Genomic DNA, 15,568 nt, shown 5'->3' with positions numbered 1-15,568 from the left:
TCATGGCCGATGCAGTCCTGCGGCGCTACTGTCGAGGCATCGACACAGAGGAGCGCCTTGCCATGAAGGCTCGCATCGTTCGTATGTTCTTCGCGCTGTTGCTGGCCACCCCATTGGTGGTCGGCGCGCAGCAGCTCAACCAGCCGGCCAAGGTCGAGCCGATCCGGCTGGGCAGCAGTTCCGACAGCAGCTCCGGCAACACGCTGCAGGCCCCGCAGGCCGTCCAGAAATCGTCGGTGCGCGCGGACGCGTCGCAGCGCAGCGCCACGCCCAGCGTCGCCGCGGACACCGGCATCAAGATCCAGCGCCCGCAGCAGCCAGCTTCCACCCAGCCGGAGGCGCCACCCGAGCCGATCCATGTCACCGACGCGCGTGGCCAGATGGTCACCGGTGCGGTGCAGGTGGCGCCCAATCGCGTGATGGATCCGAAGACCGGGCGGGTCTATTCCACCGTGCCGGCTGGCGATGGCCAACGCATCATCGATCCACCCAGGAAATAGTGCCGGGCGCAGCGCCCGGGCCAACAAAAAAGCCCGGCCATTGGCCGGGCTTTTTGCCGGGTGCTGCACGCGCCGCGCTCAGGCAGCGCGCATGCGCGGCGCCTTATTCGGCCTTCGCATCCAGGCCGCGTTTTTCCAGCAATGGTTCGATCTGCGGCGCATGGCCGGCGAAGTCCTGGAACAGCTTCATCGCATCCTGGCTGCCGCCCTGCGACAGCAGGGTCTTGCGGAAGCGGTCGCCATTGGCGCGGCTCAGGCCACCGTGCTGCTCGAACCACTTCTGGGTGTTGGCATCCAGCACCTCGGACCAGATGTAGGCGTAGTAGCCGGCCGAATAGCCGCCCATGATGTGGCTGAAGTAGGGCGTGCGGTAGCGCGGCGGCACCGGGGCATAGGCGATGCCGTCGGTAGCCAGCGCCTTGGCTTCGAAGTCCATCACGCCAGCCGCGTCGGGCACCTGGTCTTCGCTGATCTGGTGCCAGCGCTGGTCTAGCATTGCCGCGCCCAGGTACTCGGTGGTGGCAAAGCCCTGGTTGAACTTGGCCGCAGCCAGCACCTTGTCCAGCAGTGCCTGCGGCATGGCCGCGCCGGTCTGGTAATGCTTGGCGTAGTGCTTGAGCACGCTTGGATAGTCGGCCCACATCTCATTGACCTGCGAGGGGAATTCGACGAAGTCGCGCGGCACCGCGGTGCCGGAGAAGTACGGGTATTTCACGTCCGAGAACATGCCGTGCAGCGCGTGGCCGAATTCATGGAAGGTGGTGGTCACTTCATCCCAGGTCAGCAGCGTCGGCTGGCCGGCCGGTGGCTTGGGAATGTTGAGGTGGTTGGCGACCACCGGCTTGTCGCCGGTCAGTTCGGACTGGGACACATACGAATTCATCCACGCACCGCCGCGCTTGGACGCCCGTGCGTAGGGGTCGAAGATGAAGATCGCCAGCTGCGAACCGTCGGCATCGAACACGTCGTAGACGAAGGTGTCCTCACGGTACTTTGGCAGGTCGGTGCGTTCCTTGAAGGTCAGGCCGTATTCCTGGTTGGCAGCATGGAACACGCCGTTTTCCAGCACGTTCTTCATCTCGAAGTACGGTTTGAGCTGCGACTCGTCGAAGTTGTACTTCGCCTGGCGCACCTTCTCGCTATAGAACGCCCAGTCCCAGGCGGCCAGTTCGAAAGTCGGCTTGCCGGCGGCTTTCTGTTCGCTGTCGATCATCGCCTGCAGGTCGGCCGCTTCGCGCCTGGCGTTGGCTACTGCGGCCGGTGCCAGCTTGCCCAGCATCTCGTTGACCGCCTGCGGGGTCTTGGCGGTCTGGTTTTCCAGTGAATACGCGGCGTAGTTGGGATACCCCAGCATCTTCGCCTTCTGCGCGCGCAGGGTCATGATCCGCGACACCAGCTTGGTGTTGTCGAATTCATTGCCACGGCTGCCGCGGTTGATCGAAGCGGTGTAGATCTTCTCGCGCAGCGCGCGGTTGGTGAGGTTGGTCAGCGGTGGCTGGCCGGTGGTGTTGAGCAGGGTGATGACGTACTTGCCGGCCAGTCCGCGCGACTTGGCTTCGTCGGCAGCGGTGGAGACTTCCGATTCGGTCAGGCCATCGAGCTGGCTGGCGTCATCGACGATCACGGCCGATGCGTTGACCTCTTTCAGTACGTTCTGGCTGAACTGCGTGCCCAGCGCCGCCAGTTCGGCATTCATGTCCTTGAGCCTGGCCTTGTCCGCATCGGAGAGCTGGGCGCCGTCGCGGACGAAATCGGTGTGGTACTTCTCGACCAGGCGCACGCCCTGCGCATCCAGGCCCAGTTGGGTGCGCGTGTCATACAGCGCCTGGATGCGTGCGAACAGCTTGCCGTTGAGCGAGATCGCATCACGATGCGCGGCGAACTTGCCGGAATAGTCACTGCGCAGCTTTTCGCGGACCGGGTTGGTGTCGGTGCCGACCAGGTTGAAGAACACCGTGGTCGCGCGGTCCAGCACCTGGCCACTCTTTTCCATCGCGATGATGGTGTTGTCGAAGGTCGGCTTGGCTGGGTTGTCGGCGATCGCGTCGATTTCCTCCAGCTGGGCTGCCATGCCCGCGTCGAAGGCCGGCGCGAAATCCGCGTCCTTGATCCTGTCGAACTGCGGGTAATGCAGCGGCAGGGTGCTTTGCGCGTCGAACGGATTGGCGGACTGGCCGGTGCTGGCCGGGGTGCCGGTCTGGGCGTAGGCGGGCATGGTGGTTCCAAGGGCAATGGCGAGTGCCAGGGCGAGGCGGGTGGTCATGCGGTGCAGCTTCCAGCGGAAAGGATGACCGCAGAGGCTAACCCAGCGCGCCCGCCGGGCCCGCATGACCAAAGTCCTGCATGACGCAGCTGTCATCGACCCGTTGCACGGGACCGGTGGCGCGCGGGCATGGCGCAATCCGCAGCCCGGCTGGCAGGGCTTTCCCGCAGCGCCTATGATCGCGGCGACGCACGTTGGGGAGTAGCTGCATGCGCGGAGTCTTCGAATTTTCTGCGACCGACATCAACGGGCACGCGCAGCCGCTGTCGGACTGGGCAGGCTCGGTGTTGTTGATCGTCAATGTCGCTTCGCGCTGTGGCTTCACGCCGCAGTACGGTGGCCTGGAAGTGCTGTGGCAGCAGTACCGCGACCGCGGGCTGGTGGTGCTGGGGTTCCCCTGCGACCAGTTCGGCCACCAGGAGCCGGGCGACGAGGCGGACATCCGCCAGTTCTGCAGCCTCAATTACGCGGTGACCTTCCCGATGTTTTCCAAGGTGCAGGTCAACGGGGAGGAGGCCCATCCGCTGTGGCAGCGCCTCAAGCACGACAAGCCTGGCGTGCTGGGCACCGAACGGATCAAGTGGAACTTCACCAAGTTCCTGATTGGCCGCAACGGCCAGGTCATCAAGCGCTTCGGGCCACGTCAGGCGCCCATGTCGCTGGCGCGCGAGATCGAGCAAGCGCTGGGTTGATGGCCGCACGCGGCCTGCGCAATGCCTCGCCAACCCCAAAAAAGCAGAACGCCGCGGACCAGGCCGCGGCGTTTTGATCGGCGCCTGGCGCGTTCGGCTTACTTCTCGACGAAGGCGCGTTCGAACACGTAATGCCCGGCATTGCCGATCCGGTGCGAGGCCTCGAAGCCGCGGCTGTCCAGCAGCGCGCGCAGGTCGGCCAGCATCTGCGGGCTGCCGCAGATCATGAAACGGTCGCGCGAGGGATCGATCGGTTCCAGCCCCAGGCTCTGCGCCATCTGGCCACTGGCCAGCAGCTCGGTCAGGCGGCCCTGGTTGCGGAACGGTTCGCGAGTCACGGCCGGGTAGTACAGCAGCTTGTCGCGCAGCAGCTCGCCCAGGAACTCGTGCCGTGGCAGTTCGTTCTCGAAATAATCGCGGTAGGCGAGGTCTTTTTCGAAACGCACGCCATGGGTCAGGATGACTTTGTCGAAGCGCTCGTAGGTCTCCGGGTCCTTGATCACGCTCAGCCATGGCGCCATGCCGGTGCCGGTGCCCAGCAGATACAGGTTGCGGCCCGGGTGCAGGTCGGAGATCAGCAGGGTGCCGGTGGGCTTGCGGCCGACCAGCACGCTGTCACCGGGCTTGATGTGCTGCAGGCGTGAGGTCAACGGCCCATTGGCCACCTTGATGCTGAAGAACTCCAGCTGTTCTTCCCAGTTGGCGCTGGCGATGGAATAGGCGCGCAGCAGCGGCCGGGTCTCACCTTCCAGCCCGATCATGACGAACTGGCCGTTCTCGAAGCGGAAGCCTTCGTTGCGGGTGGTGGTGAAGCTGAAGTAGTCGTCGGTCCAGTGGCGGACCTCAAGCACCGTTTCGGCGCCGTAAGCGGAAGACATGGGCAGATCGTCGTAGCGGTGGGGATGTACCAGGCCCGAGTATAACCGGGATGATGAGAGTGGTTCTCATCTTTGGCGTGCCTTGCCGGGTTGTCAGCCACCGCGGCAAGGCGTGCCGGTCATGCGGTCAGGGGCGCACGCCGGCTGGTCACGGATGGGGCAGCCGGGGCCGGCCCCATCGGGTGAAGCGGGTTTCAGCCATGACCGCCGCGCGAGCCACCGCGGCCACCGCCGCCGCCACGCGGGCCGCTGGGACGGTTGCCGCCTGGGCCGCGATTGGCACCGGGACGCGGGCCGGTGCCGCCAGGGCGATTGCCACCGGCCGGCCGGTTACCGCCGCCGCCCGGACGCGCCTGGCGCTGGCCGTACGGGTTATAGGCCCCCGGGGTGGCATGGTCGGAGGGGAAGCTCGGGGCATTGCCCGGATGACCGTACGGCTTGGCCTTGCGCTGCTGGCCCTGGCCGCCGCGCGGACCGTCACCACCAGCGCCGCCGTACGGATTGCCGCCGCCGGCACCAGCGCCCGGGCCGCCGCGACGCGGACCGCCCGGCTTGCCGCCGTAGGGCTTCTTCGGGCCACCCGGACCGGCATTGCGGTGGCCGGTCGGGCCGGTGTCCACGCCATCGGGCACGTACCAGCTGCGGAAGGCAGCCGGGTTGCCATCGGGCAACGGCTTGGGACCCTTGGCGGCGCGGGTCTTGAACGGCTTCTGCGACTGGTTGGCCGCCGCTTCGCCGGTGACGGTCAGGCCGCCACGGAAACCACCGGGCTTGCCACGGCCACCGCGGCCGCGGTCTTCGCGCACGTTGTCGAAGCGGCGCAGTTCGCGGCCTTCGTCGGCGGTGGTGTTGTGGCCGTTGACGTAGGCATTGCCGGCGCCGCGGGCGTGGACCACGGTCTTGGCGGCCTTGCGCTGGCCGATCACCGGCTGCAGGGTCAGTGCGGCCGGCGTGCCGTCTTCCAGCTTCAGGGTCTTGCGCAGCGCGTTGACCTGGGTTTCGGCCAGCTCCTGCGACTGGCCGCGCAGCAGCGGCTGCGGCAGCTCGACGGTGCCGTAGCGGGTGCGCTTGAGGCGGCTGACCTGGCAGCCCTGCGATTCCCACAGGCGGCGCACTTCGCGGTTGCGGCCTTCCTTGAGGGCGACGCGGTACCAGTCGTGCGAATCGGTGCCGCCAATGCGGTCGACTTCATCGAACTTGGCCGGGCCGTCTTCCAGCTCCACGCCCTTGCGCAGGCGTTCGACCAGTTCGTCGGACACGGTGTCCTGGCCTTCCGGCGCACGCACGCGCACCACGTACTCGCGCGAGACTTCGTAGGACGGATGCATCATCGCGTTGGCCAGCTCGCCGTCGGTGGTGAGCAGCAGCAGGCCGGTGGTGTTGATGTCCAGGCGGCCGATGGCGATCCAGCGCGCGCCCTTCAGGGCTGGCAGCGCTTCGAACACCGTCGGGCGGCCTTCGGGATCTTCGCGGGTGGTCACTTCGCCTTCGGGCTTGTTGTAGATCAGCACGCGCGGCGCTTCGGTCAGCGCGCTGGCGACGAAGCTGCGGCCGTCCAGCTCGACCTTGTCGCCGCTGCCGATGGACATGCCGATCTGCGCGGTCTGACCGTTGACCTTGACCAGGCCATCGGCGATGCGCTGCTCCAGCGCGCGGCGTGAGCCCAGGCCGGCCTGCGCCAGCACCTTGTGCAGGCGCTCTTCCAGGCGGACTTCGGGGGTTGCGGCGGCGTCGCGCTTCAGCGACAGCTTGTTGCGGGGGGTGTCACTCATGGTTTCTGCTCCGACGAGACCGCTTCGGCGTCGTCTTCTTGGGGTTGTTGGGAAGTCTGGGTGTGGTCCGCGTCGTCATCCTGATCGGCGTCCAGCGCGGTGTTTCCGATATCGTCCGCAGGTGCGGGGGCATCGGGTGATTCGTCGGCGTCCACGGGGTCTTGGTCCTGTGGCTCGGTCCCGGCATCGGCATCCTCGCCTTCGTGTGCCTGCACATCCTGTGCCGGCGTATCGGCGGCCGCTTCCGCGACGGCGTCGGGGGTGTCGTTCGACGCTGGCGTGTCGCTGCCAGTGTCATCGGCCGGTTGGCCTTCCGCTGCGGCCTTGGCCGCCATCGGTGCGCTCGCGAACGGCAGCTGCGGATCCAGTTCGCCGATGTCCTTCAACTCGGACAATGGCGGCAGTTCGTCCAGGCGCTTGAGGCCGAAGTAGTCCAGGAAGCCGCGGGTGGTGCCGAACAGCGCTGGCCGGCCGGGGACGTCGCGGTGGCCGACCACGCGGATCCATTCGCGCTCTTCCAGGGCCTGGATGATGTTGCTGCTGACCGCCACGCCGCGGACCTGTTCGATCTCGCCGCGGGTGATCGGCTGGCGGTAGGCGATCAGCGCCAGGGTTTCCAGGGTGGCGCGGGTGTAGCGGGTCTTGCGCTCGGTCCACATGCGACTGACCCAGCCGTGGACCTCGCCCTTGACCTGGTAGCGGAAGCCGCTGGCCACTTCCACTAGCTCCACGCCGCGCTCGGCGCAGGCGGCGGCCAGCTGTTCCAGGGCCGCGGCGATGCTGCCGTCCGGAGCTGGGTGCTCCTCGGGGAACAGGCTTTCCAGCTGGGCCGTGGTCATCGGCAGGTTCGAGGCCAGCAGGGCCGCCTCGACGATGCGGTTGATCAGTCCCTGGTCGGCGGCGGCCGGGGCGGAGGCGTCGGATTCGTGGTCGAAGGCTTCGTCTTGCATGCAGTGTCTTTTCAGGCCGGGCTCAACCCGGGCGTGACAGGTCAGCCGTAGCGGCCGGGTTATGCGTCGTTGGCCGCATCGGAGTCGTCGAACTCGCTGGAGAACTGCAGCGGTTCATTGGTATTGCCCAGCGCCAGCGACTTGACGTAGATCGGCGCCAGCGGTGCTTCCTGCACGATGTCCAGCAGCTGTTCCTTGGCCAGTTCCAGCACGGCCAGAAAGCTCACCAGCACGCCCAGGCGTCCTTCCTCGGCTGTGAACATCGCCTCGAATCGGTGGAACTTGCCGTCTTCCAGCCTGGCCAGCACATCGCCCATGCGTTGACGCACGCTCAGGGCCTCGCGCTTGATCGCGTGGCCGGTGAACAGCTCGGCGCGCTTGAGCACGTCGTGCAGTGCCAGCAGCATTTCCTTCAGGTCCACGTCCGGTGGAACCTTGATCGCCGCGCGGTCCGGCACGTGCGCCTGGACCACTGCGGTGTCGCGGCCCTGGCGGGGTAGGGCATCGATGTCTTCGGCGGCCTGCTTGAAGCGCTCGTACTCCTGCAGGCGGCGCACCAGATCGGCGCGCGGGTCGCCTTCGTCGCCTTCCACCGCCGGCGGGCGCGGCAGCAGCATGCGTGATTTGATCTCGGCCAGGATCGCGGCCATCACCAGGTACTCGGCCGCCAGCTCGAAGCGCAGCTCCTGCATGACGTTGATGTAATTCACGTACTGGCGGGTGATTTCCAGCACCGGGATATCCAGGATGTCCAGGTTCTGCCGGCGGATCAGGTACAGCAGCAGGTCGAGCGGGCCTTCGAACGCATCCAGGATCACTTCCAGCGCATCCGGCGGGATGTACAGATCCTGCGGGATCTGCAGCACCGGCTGGCCATGGACCACCGCCAGCGGCATTTCGTGCTGCTGCGGCGTCTGCGGGCTGGTGTCCGTGGAAGCGGTCGCGCTGGGCGCGGGTTGCGATGTCATCAGGTACGGGCCGTGTCGCGTCAACACTACGGTTGGAGCTGTCCGCGGCGCGGCTGCGCCATGGAACATGCGGATTGCAGGTCAAACACGCGGGCCGGGAGGGCTGCGCGTGGGTCATGCAGTGATAAAGCCTTGCGTGGCGAAAGCGCTTCGCACGTAAGTCCAAGGCAGCGCACGCCCATGGGGGTGGCGGCGGGGAACCTGGAGAAGGTGGTCTGGCTGCGAAACGCGCGTGGCAGCGGTTGGATGGTCGTCTGCAAGCCCCGGTGGGGTCTGGACGACGGCCGCTGCAGGTCGTGCCGTGCCGAATTGGCTCAAAGAGTACGGGCTGGCCGTGCGCGTGTCCAGGGGGGCCAGGTCCGTACAATCGACGGCCGTTCAAACAGCGCAGGTCTTTTGCCATGTGGTATGCCATCGAAGGTCACGACGTTCCCGACTCCCTGGCCCTGCGCCAGCCTGTGCGCCCGGCGCATGTGGCGCGCCTGCAGGCGCTGCTGGACGCCGGCCGTCTGCTGGTGGCGGGCCCGTGCCCGGCCATCGATTCGCCGGATCCGGGTCCGGCCGGCTTCAGTGGCAGCATCGTGATCGCCGAATTCGACTCGCTGGAAGATGCCCGTGCCTGGGCCGATGCCGACCCGTACACACTCTCCGGCGCTTACGCCCGCGTGGATGTGCGTCCGTTCCTGAAGGTGCTGCCGTGAGCGAACGGATGGCGCGCATGCGGGCGGCGCTGGAAGCCGGCCTGCAGCCGGCGCAGCTGGCGCTGGAAGACGAAAGCCACCTGCACGCCGGCCATGCCGGTGCCCGTGATGGGCGTGGCCACTTCCGGGTGAGGGTCGTCAGCGACGTGTTTGCCGGCAAGTTGCCGTTGGCCCGGCACCGTGCCGTGTATGCCGCATTGGGCGATCTGATGCAGACCGACATCCATGCCCTGAGCATCGATGCGCTGACCCCGGACGAGGCCGAAAGGGGCGCTTGATGGCGCATGCCTGTCCTGCCGTGACGGCAGTGTGAGTCATGGAAACGTTTTCGAGTTTCGCAAGCTCTTGATCCGACTCGTGTTTAGCATTCGCCGAACGTCGGGTTTACTTGAAGGCGTGGAAGCGATTACAGTCCGCGCCATTGGGCTCATCATGACCGCGGAGGGCGGCCGTGTCGCGAAGCGGAACCATCACCATCAAAGACGTGGCACGCGAGGCATCGGTCTCGGTCGCCACCGTCTCGCGGGCGTTGAACGGCCACCACAACGTGGCCCCGGACGTGCGTCGGCTGGTCATGGAAACCGCCCAGCGGCTGCGCTACCAGCCACATGCCGCTGCGCGCAGCCTGAGCAGCCGCAGCACCCAGACCATCGGTGTGGTGCTGCCTGACCTGTACGGCGAGTTCTTTTCCGAGTTGATCCGTGGCATCGATGGCGTGGCTCGCGAGCGTCGCGAGCACCTGCTGGTTTCCAGCTACCACGGTGCGCAGGAAGAGCAGGGCGCTGCGCTGCGCGCGATGCGCGGCCGGGTCGATGGCCTGCTGGTGTTGTCGCCGTATGCCGACCAGCCCGGCTTCCTAACCGACAATCTGCCAGCCGGGCTGCCGGCAGTCCTGATCAATACCCATCTGCCCGACGAGGCTTATCCGGTCCTCAACATCGACAACCACGGCGGCGCCGTGGCGATGGTGCGGCACCTGGTGGACGCGGGGCACCGGCGCATCGCCTTCATCGGCGGTCCCGAAGGCAACTTCGACGCCGCCGAACGCCTGCGTGGCTACCGCGATGCCTTGGCCGAACTGCTTCCCGATGCCCAGGCGCAGGTGCTGCCGGGCAATTTCGACGAGGCTTCCGGCATGGAGGCGGGCAACGCGCTGCTTCGGATCACGCCGCGGCCCGATGCGATCTTCGCTGCAAACGACATGATGGCGCTGGGCTGCCTGTTCGCACTCAACGAGGCCGGGCTGCGGGTGCCTGACGACATCGCCCTGGCCGGCTTCGACGACGTGCCGGTAGCGCGCTTCGTCCATCCCACGCTCACCACCATGCGCATCAGCATTGCCGAACTGGGCGCCAACGCCCTGCGGCGTCTGTTGCAGGACATCGATGCCAAGGACCAGTCCGCGCCCGCCCCTGCACCGCTGGTTCCCGAACTGGTCGTGCGCAGTTCCGCACCTGCCATGAGGGAATGACGCCGCGCGCATGAAGGGCGCGAATCTTCCGATGCAGCGCCATCGGCTGTTTGTTTCCAAATCCATAGTCACGTTTTGGGCAAGCCCCGGGAGGGCCGACACATGACGCATACCAGCAACATCCAACGACCCGCGCGCAGGCTGCCCAGCTGCCCGCCTGGCAGTGGTCGGCTGATTGGCGTTGTGCGGGCCCGGCCCACGTCGGCCAAGATCGACAGCACTGGCCAAGACACCATCGCGATGGCGGTGCGTCAGTCCGCTGGCGGTGCGTTCCACCGTAATGGACCGGGTCGATTTCGATACCGACACCGGGGCAGCCAACAACCCATACATCACCCGCAGATACAAGGTCTCACCAGGTGTGGACTGCTAACCTGACCGCCCCCGGCGGGTTGCCCCAATCGGGGGCAATTCCTCCTGCATCTACGCTGTTTCACCGACCCTTATCTGCGGATGTACCCCATTTCATGGATATCCACTCTTGAAGACGCGCCGGTTCCTTCCGTCTTTCCTTCCGGCCACTGTCGGTGTGCTGGTGGTGTTGCTGGCGGCTTGCCAGAAGGCGCCAGAACCCACGCCAGTCAAGCCGGTCAAGGTCACCGGTCGTCCGCCCGTGGAGCTGCCTGTGGAAGACAAGAAGCCCGAACTGCCGCCGCTGTTCCGCGATATCGAACGGCGCACGTTCCAGTTCTTCTGGGATACCACCAACGAAACCAACGGCATGACGCCGGACCGTTATCCATCGCGTCCATTCGCCTCGGTCGCATCGGTGGGTTATGCGCTGACCGCGTATCCGATCGGGATCGAGAACGGCTGGGTCAGCCGCAGCCAGGCGGTGGACCGCACGCTGACCACGCTGAAGTTCCTCGAGGGGCTCAAGCAGGGCAAGCAGCCCACCGGCACCGCTGGCTACAAGGGCTTCTACTACCACTTCCTGGACATGCAGACCGGTGAGCGTTTCAACACCTGGGTCGAGCTGTCCACGGTGGATACCTCGCTGCTGCTGATGGGCGTGCTGTTCGCGCAGTCGTATTACGACCAGGACGATCCGCGCGAAAAGCAGATCCGCGACCTGGCCGAACAGATCTATCGCCGCGTGGACTGGACCTGGATCCAGCCGCGTTCGCCGCTAATCTCGATGGGCTGGTTTCCGGAGAGCGGCTTCATCAACCACGACTGGACCGGATACAGCGAGGGGATGATGGTCTACATCCTGGCGCTGGGCTCGCCCACGCATGCGGTGGAGCCGGATGCCTGGCAGGTGTGGACGCGTACCTACAACGAGATCTGGGGCGTCTACCAGAACCAGGAATACCTGTCCTATGGCCCGCTGTTCACCCATCAGTACACGCATGTCTGGGTGGATTTCCGCGGCATCCAGGACGATTTCATGCGCGAGCACGGCATGGATTACTTCGAGAACAGTCGTCGTGCCGCCTATGCACACCGCCAGTACGCGATTGCCAATCCGATGAAGTGGAAGGACTACGGCGAGAACGTGTGGGGCCTGACCGCTTCGGACGGCCCGCAGCAGACGTTGCAGGACTACCGCGGCGAGCAGCGCGAGTTCCGCCATTACTCGGCGCGCGGCGCGGGCCTGCGTGACAATTTCGACGACGGTACCATCGCACCGACCGCGGCGATCTCTTCGCTGCCGTTCGCACCGGAGATCGTGATCCCGGCCACCGAGGAAATGCACAAGCGCTACGGCGACTACCTGTATTCCAGCTACGGTTTCCTGGATTCGTTCAACCGCAGCTTCACCTACGACATCCCGATCAAGACCGGTCGCGTGGTGCCGGACAACGGCTGGGTCGCCAGTGACTACATCGGCATCGACCAGGGCCCGATCCTGGCGATGATCGCCAACTACCGCGACGACTTCGTCTGGAACGTGATGAAGAAGAACCCGCATATCCGCAAGGGTCTGGAGCGGGCTGGTTTCAAGGGTGGCTGGCTGGCGGCGGAGGAGGGCGAAACGCCCAAGCCCGCCGAGAAGAAGCCCGACGCCTCCGACACGCCAGGCAAGATGGACGAAGCCACCGCGCGCGCGCTGGGCACGGCCGAATCGCGCGTGCCCAAGCAGGATGCCAACGAAACCTCGCAGCGTCCGCAGCAGCCGGAGTAAGGCCTGACCATGTTGTTTTCACGTTTCACAACGGCGGCATCGGCGCGCCAGCAGCGCGCTGCCACCTGGCGGCGGCTGGGCATGGTGGCGGTCATCTCGCTGCTGGCCGGCTGCAACCGGGCGCCGGCGGGCCAGACCACCGTGACCTTCTGGGCGATCGGCCGCGAAGGCGAGGTCATCAGCACGCTGTTGCCCGAATTCGAGCAGGCCAATCCCGGCATCCACGTGGACATGCAGCAGATCCCGAATACCGCTGCGCACGAGAAGCTGTTGACCGCGTTCGCGGCCGATACGCTGCCGGACATCTGCCAGCTGGGTAATACCTGGATCTCAGAGTTCGCCGCGCTCGATGCGCTGACGCCGCTGGAGCCCTACGTGCAGGCTTCCACGGTGGTCAAGCAGGACGATTACTTCCCGGGCATCTGGGAAACCAATGTCATCGACGGCAAGCTGGTTGGTATTCCCTGGTATGTCGATACGCGGCTGCTGTACTACCGCAAGGACATCCTGCGCGAGTCCGGGGTCAAGCTGCCGATCAACACCTGGGACGAGTGGAACACCGCGATGGCGCAGATCAAGGCGCACGTGGGGAAGGACCGTTTCGCGATCCTGATGCCGCTCAACGAGTTCGAGCAGCAGCTCTCGCTGGGCCTGCAGCAGGACGACCCGCTGCTGCGCGACCATGACAACCGCGGCAATTTCCAGAGCCCGGGGTTCCGCCGCGCGCTGGCGTTCTACGCCAACACCTTCACCCAGCACTGGGCGCCACCGCTGTCCGAAACCCAGGTCTCCAACGTCTGGGATGAATTCTTCAACGGCTACTTCGCGTTCTACTTTTCCGGTCCCTGGAACATCCGCGAATTCCGCAACCGCGCGCCAGAGGCGTTGAAGGACCAGTGGGGCACGATGGCGCTGCCAGGTCCGCATGGTCCGGGCGCGGGCATCGCCGGCGGGTCGAGCCTGGTGCTGTTCCAGCGTTCCAGGAACAAGGAAGCGGCCTGGAAGCTGGTCGAATTCCTGTCGCGCCCGGATATCCAGCAGCGCTTCCACGCCCTGATCGGCGACCTGCCGCCGCGCCGCAGCACCTGGCAGACACCGCAGCTGGAAGGCGATCCGCTGGCCCGCGCGTTCGCCGAACAACTCGAACGCGTCAAGCCGACGCCGAAGGTGCTGGAGTGGGAGCGGATCGTGCAGGAAATGCGCCTGGCGACCGAGCGCGTGGTCCGCGGCGGTGAGTCGCAGGACAAGGCACTGAACGACCTGGACGGACGCGTGGACGACATCCTGGCCAAGCGTCGCTGGATGTACGAACGCGACCACGCCACCGGCAGCGATGTCCCAACGGCGAGGGCCACCCCATGAAGCAGAACTCACTCGCCGGCTGGATCTTCGCCGGGCCGTCGCTGATCGTACTGGGCGTGTTCTTCGGCCTGCCGGTGCTGTCGGCACTGGCCCTGAGCGTCACCGATTTCGACCTGTATTCGCTGGCCGACCTGCACAACCTGCGCTTTGTCGCGCTGGGCAACTACATCGACCTGCTGCAGACGCCGATGTTCTGGAAGTCGTTGTGGAACACGACTTACTTCGTCCTGCTGGGCGTGCCGATGTCCATCGCCGCTTCGTTGGGCGCAGCGCTGCTGCTCAATGCCCCGGCCGCGCGCTTCAAGGCGCTGTTCCGCACCGCGCTGTTTGCGCCGGTGGTGACCACCCTGGTCGCGGTGGCGGTGATCTGGCGCTATCTGTTCCATACCCGCTATGGCTTGGTGAACTACGCGCTGGAGCACATCGGCATCTCGCCGATCGACTGGCTGGGCGACCCGCACTGGGCCATGCCGACCATCATGCTGTTCGCGGTGTGGAAGAACTTCGGCTACAACATGGTGATCTTCCTGGCCGGCCTGCAGGCGATCCCGCAGGACCTGTACGAGGCCGCGCGCATCGATGGCGCCAACCGCTGGAAGCAGTTCCTGCACATCACCCTGCCGATGTTGGGCCCGGTGCTGCTGGTGGTCGGCGTGATCACCATTTCCGGTTACTTCCAGCTGTTCGCCGAACCTTACGTCATGACCCGCGGCGACCCGCTGCAGAGCACGGTCAGCGTGCTGTATTTCATGTTCGAAGAAGGCTTCAAGTGGTGGAACCTCGGTCGCGCGTCGGCCGTGGCGTTCCTGCTGTTCCTGATCATCCTGGCGGTGACCACCGTGATGCTGCGCTTCGGCCGCAAAAAGGATTTGGTATGAGCCGCGAAGTCGGTGGCACCCGTTGGAACGCGATCCTGGTCAATGGCGCGCTGCTGGTGATCGCGATCATCAGCCTGGCGCCACTGGCATGGATGGTGTCGGTGTCGTTCATGCCGCCCGGCGAGGCCAGTCGTTTCCCTCCGCCGATGCTGCCCAGCAGCTCGACCCTGGCCAACTACCACGCGCTGTTCGAGCGCACGGGCATGGCGCGCAATTTCGTCAACAGCCTGCTGGTATCGGTGGCGATCACGCTGGGCTCGCTGTTGTTCAACACGATGGCGGGCTATGCCTTCGCCAAGCTGCGCTTTGTCGGGCGCGAGCGGCTCTTCCAGGTGCTGATGGCCGCGCTGGTGATCCCGGCACAGGTGGCGATGCTGCCACTGTTCCTGCTGATGAAGCAGCTGCACCTGGTCAACAGCTTTGGCGGCGTGATCGTGCCGGCGCTGGCGACGGTGTTCGGGATCTTCCTGGTGCGTCAGTACGCGCGCAGCATTCCCGACGAACTGCTGGAAGCGGCACGCATGGATGGTGCCGGCGAGATGCGGATCTTCTTCCAGATCGTGCTGCCGATGCTCAAGCCGGTGCTGGTCACCTTGTCTATCTTCACCTTCATGGCGGCATGGAACGACTTCATGTGGCCGCTGATCGTGCTGACCGACCAGGACAAGTACACGTTGCCGGTGGCGCTGGCCTCGCTGTCGCGCGAGCACGTGATGGACGTGGAGATGATGATGGCCGGTGCCGTGGTCACGATCGTGCCGGTGCTGTCGCTGTTCCTGTTGCTGCAGCGTTACTACATCCAAGGTCTGCTGTTGGGAAGCGTAAAGGGATGAGATTCTCATCCCGTCGTATCGATGCGTGCGTGCTCCCAAGTCTGTTCCGGAGTACGCGGAGGCGCGTTTGATCTGAGTCGACATCGTCGTCGCGCGGCGCGCGACGGCCATTGCATAGGAGATTTTTTCGCCTGGGTGCGTTGTCGGCACCAGGGTTTCTGCTGCCCGCAAT

The 15,568-nt window shown here is 65.6% G+C and carries 13 protein-coding genes and 1 pseudogene; 9 read left to right on the top strand and 5 right to left on the bottom strand.

Annotated features, from left to right (window positions below; translation table 11 throughout):
* Positions 1–62: 62 nt before the first annotated feature.
* Positions 63–500, top strand: a complete 438-nt coding sequence (locus O8I58_RS04440; RefSeq protein WP_298321026.1) for a hypothetical protein — start codon at positions 63–65, stop codon at positions 498–500.
* A gap of 103 nt (positions 501–603) precedes the next feature.
* Here the strand turns inward: O8I58_RS04440 and O8I58_RS04435 are convergent, their stop codons facing one another.
* Positions 604–2,763 (bottom strand): M3 family metallopeptidase, encoded by a 2,160-nt coding sequence (locus O8I58_RS04435; protein WP_298321025.1) that lies wholly within the window; start codon positions 2,761–2,763, stop codon positions 604–606.
* A 209-nt stretch (positions 2,764–2,972) separates the two neighbouring features.
* Between O8I58_RS04435 and O8I58_RS04430 the strand changes: the two genes are divergently transcribed.
* Positions 2,973–3,455: a glutathione peroxidase gene (locus O8I58_RS04430; RefSeq protein WP_298321022.1), complete on the top strand. Its 483-nt coding sequence runs from the start codon at positions 2,973–2,975 to the stop codon at positions 3,453–3,455.
* Between the two features lie 98 nt (positions 3,456–3,553).
* On the opposite strand, the gene O8I58_RS04425 is transcribed toward O8I58_RS04430, so the two are convergent.
* The 4 genes and pseudogenes from O8I58_RS04425 to O8I58_RS04410 all read right to left on the bottom strand — a co-directional run bounded on the left by O8I58_RS04425 (position 3,554) and on the right by O8I58_RS04410 (position 8,023).
* The gene (locus O8I58_RS04425; protein ID WP_298321020.1) at positions 3,554–4,333 is read right to left on the bottom strand and encodes a ferredoxin--NADP reductase; all 780 of its coding nucleotides are present in this window, start codon (positions 4,331–4,333) and stop codon (positions 3,554–3,556) included.
* A gap of 194 nt (positions 4,334–4,527) precedes the next feature.
* Positions 4,528–6,105, bottom strand: a complete 1,578-nt coding sequence (locus O8I58_RS04420) for a pseudouridine synthase (RefSeq protein ID WP_298321019.1) — start codon at positions 6,103–6,105, stop codon at positions 4,528–4,530.
* 41 nt (positions 6,106–6,146) lie between these two features.
* A pseudogene (gene scpB / locus O8I58_RS04415) lies at positions 6,147–7,055 on the bottom strand (SMC-Scp complex subunit ScpB); the annotation flags it as partial.
* A 59-nt stretch (positions 7,056–7,114) separates the two neighbouring features.
* Positions 7,115–8,023, bottom strand: a complete 909-nt coding sequence (locus tag O8I58_RS04410) for a segregation and condensation protein A (protein ID WP_298321017.1) — start codon at positions 8,021–8,023, stop codon at positions 7,115–7,117.
* Between the two features lie 401 nt (positions 8,024–8,424).
* Between O8I58_RS04410 and O8I58_RS04405 the strand changes: the two genes are divergently transcribed.
* The 7 genes from O8I58_RS04405 (at position 8,425) to O8I58_RS04375 (ending at position 15,396) form a co-directional block, all read left to right on the top strand.
* Positions 8,425–8,724 carry a YciI family protein gene (locus tag O8I58_RS04405; RefSeq protein WP_298321015.1) on the top strand — a complete coding sequence of 100 codons (300 nt, stop codon included), beginning with the start codon at positions 8,425–8,427 and terminating at the stop codon, positions 8,722–8,724.
* Between the two features lie 8 nt (positions 8,725–8,732).
* Positions 8,733–9,002, top strand: a complete 270-nt coding sequence (locus O8I58_RS04400) for a BolA family protein (RefSeq protein WP_298322736.1) — start codon at positions 8,733–8,735, stop codon at positions 9,000–9,002.
* A gap of 173 nt (positions 9,003–9,175) precedes the next feature.
* Positions 9,176–10,195, top strand: coding sequence for a LacI family DNA-binding transcriptional regulator (locus tag O8I58_RS04395; RefSeq protein WP_298321013.1), 1,020 nt, complete (start codon positions 9,176–9,178; stop codon positions 10,193–10,195).
* Positions 10,196–10,676: 481 nt separating this feature from the next.
* Entirely contained in the window at positions 10,677–12,323 is a 1,647-nt protein-coding gene (locus O8I58_RS04390; RefSeq protein ID WP_298321011.1) for a glucoamylase family protein, read from the top strand.
* Between the two features lie 81 nt (positions 12,324–12,404).
* Complete coding sequence (locus O8I58_RS04385) at positions 12,405–13,685, top strand: sugar ABC transporter substrate-binding protein (RefSeq protein ID WP_298322733.1); 1,281 nt, start codon at positions 12,405–12,407, stop codon at positions 13,683–13,685.
* A complete protein-coding gene (locus O8I58_RS04380; protein ID WP_298321009.1) occupies positions 13,682–14,563 on the top strand; it encodes a carbohydrate ABC transporter permease in 882 nt (293 codons plus the stop codon). Before O8I58_RS04385 ends, O8I58_RS04380 begins: the two co-directional genes overlap by 4 nt.
* On the top strand, positions 14,560–15,396 hold the full coding sequence (locus O8I58_RS04375; protein WP_298321007.1) for a carbohydrate ABC transporter permease: 837 nt from the start codon (positions 14,560–14,562) through the stop codon (positions 15,394–15,396). Before O8I58_RS04380 ends, O8I58_RS04375 begins: the two co-directional genes overlap by 4 nt.
* Positions 15,397–15,568 lie beyond the last annotated feature (172 nt).

The sequence above is a fragment of the Pseudoxanthomonas sp. genome (assembly GCF_027498035.1).
In the GTDB taxonomy this organism is placed as follows: Bacteria; Pseudomonadota; Gammaproteobacteria; order Xanthomonadales; family Xanthomonadaceae; genus Pseudoxanthomonas_A.
This window is presented reverse-complemented; position numbering and strand designations above follow the sequence as displayed.

Bases quoted from the DNA above. Each gene is read 5' to 3' on its own strand.
- O8I58_RS04440 (WP_298321026.1), top strand. From the start codon at position 63: ATGAAGGCTCGCATCGTTCGTATGTTCTTCGCGCTGTTGCTGGCCACC.
- O8I58_RS04435 (WP_298321025.1), bottom strand. From the start codon at position 2,763: ATGACCACCCGCCTCGCCCTGGCACTCGCCATTGCCCTTGGAACCACC.
- O8I58_RS04430 (WP_298321022.1), top strand. From the start codon at position 2,973: ATGCGCGGAGTCTTCGAATTTTCTGCGACCGACATCAACGGGCACGCG.
- O8I58_RS04425 (WP_298321020.1), bottom strand. From the start codon at position 4,333: ATGTCTTCCGCTTACGGCGCCGAAACGGTGCTTGAGGTCCGCCACTGG.
- O8I58_RS04420 (WP_298321019.1), bottom strand. From the start codon at position 6,105: ATGAGTGACACCCCCCGCAACAAGCTGTCGCTGAAGCGCGACGCCGCC.
- O8I58_RS04410 (WP_298321017.1), bottom strand. From the start codon at position 8,023: ATGACATCGCAACCCGCGCCCAGCGCGACCGCTTCCACGGACACCAGC.
- O8I58_RS04405 (WP_298321015.1), top strand. From the start codon at position 8,425: ATGTGGTATGCCATCGAAGGTCACGACGTTCCCGACTCCCTGGCCCTG.
- O8I58_RS04400 (WP_298322736.1), top strand. From the start codon at position 8,733: ATGGCGCGCATGCGGGCGGCGCTGGAAGCCGGCCTGCAGCCGGCGCAG.
- O8I58_RS04385 (WP_298322733.1), top strand. From the start codon at position 12,405: ATGGTGGCGGTCATCTCGCTGCTGGCCGGCTGCAACCGGGCGCCGGCG.
- O8I58_RS04380 (WP_298321009.1), top strand. From the start codon at position 13,682: ATGAAGCAGAACTCACTCGCCGGCTGGATCTTCGCCGGGCCGTCGCTG.
- O8I58_RS04375 (WP_298321007.1), top strand. From the start codon at position 14,560: ATGAGCCGCGAAGTCGGTGGCACCCGTTGGAACGCGATCCTGGTCAAT.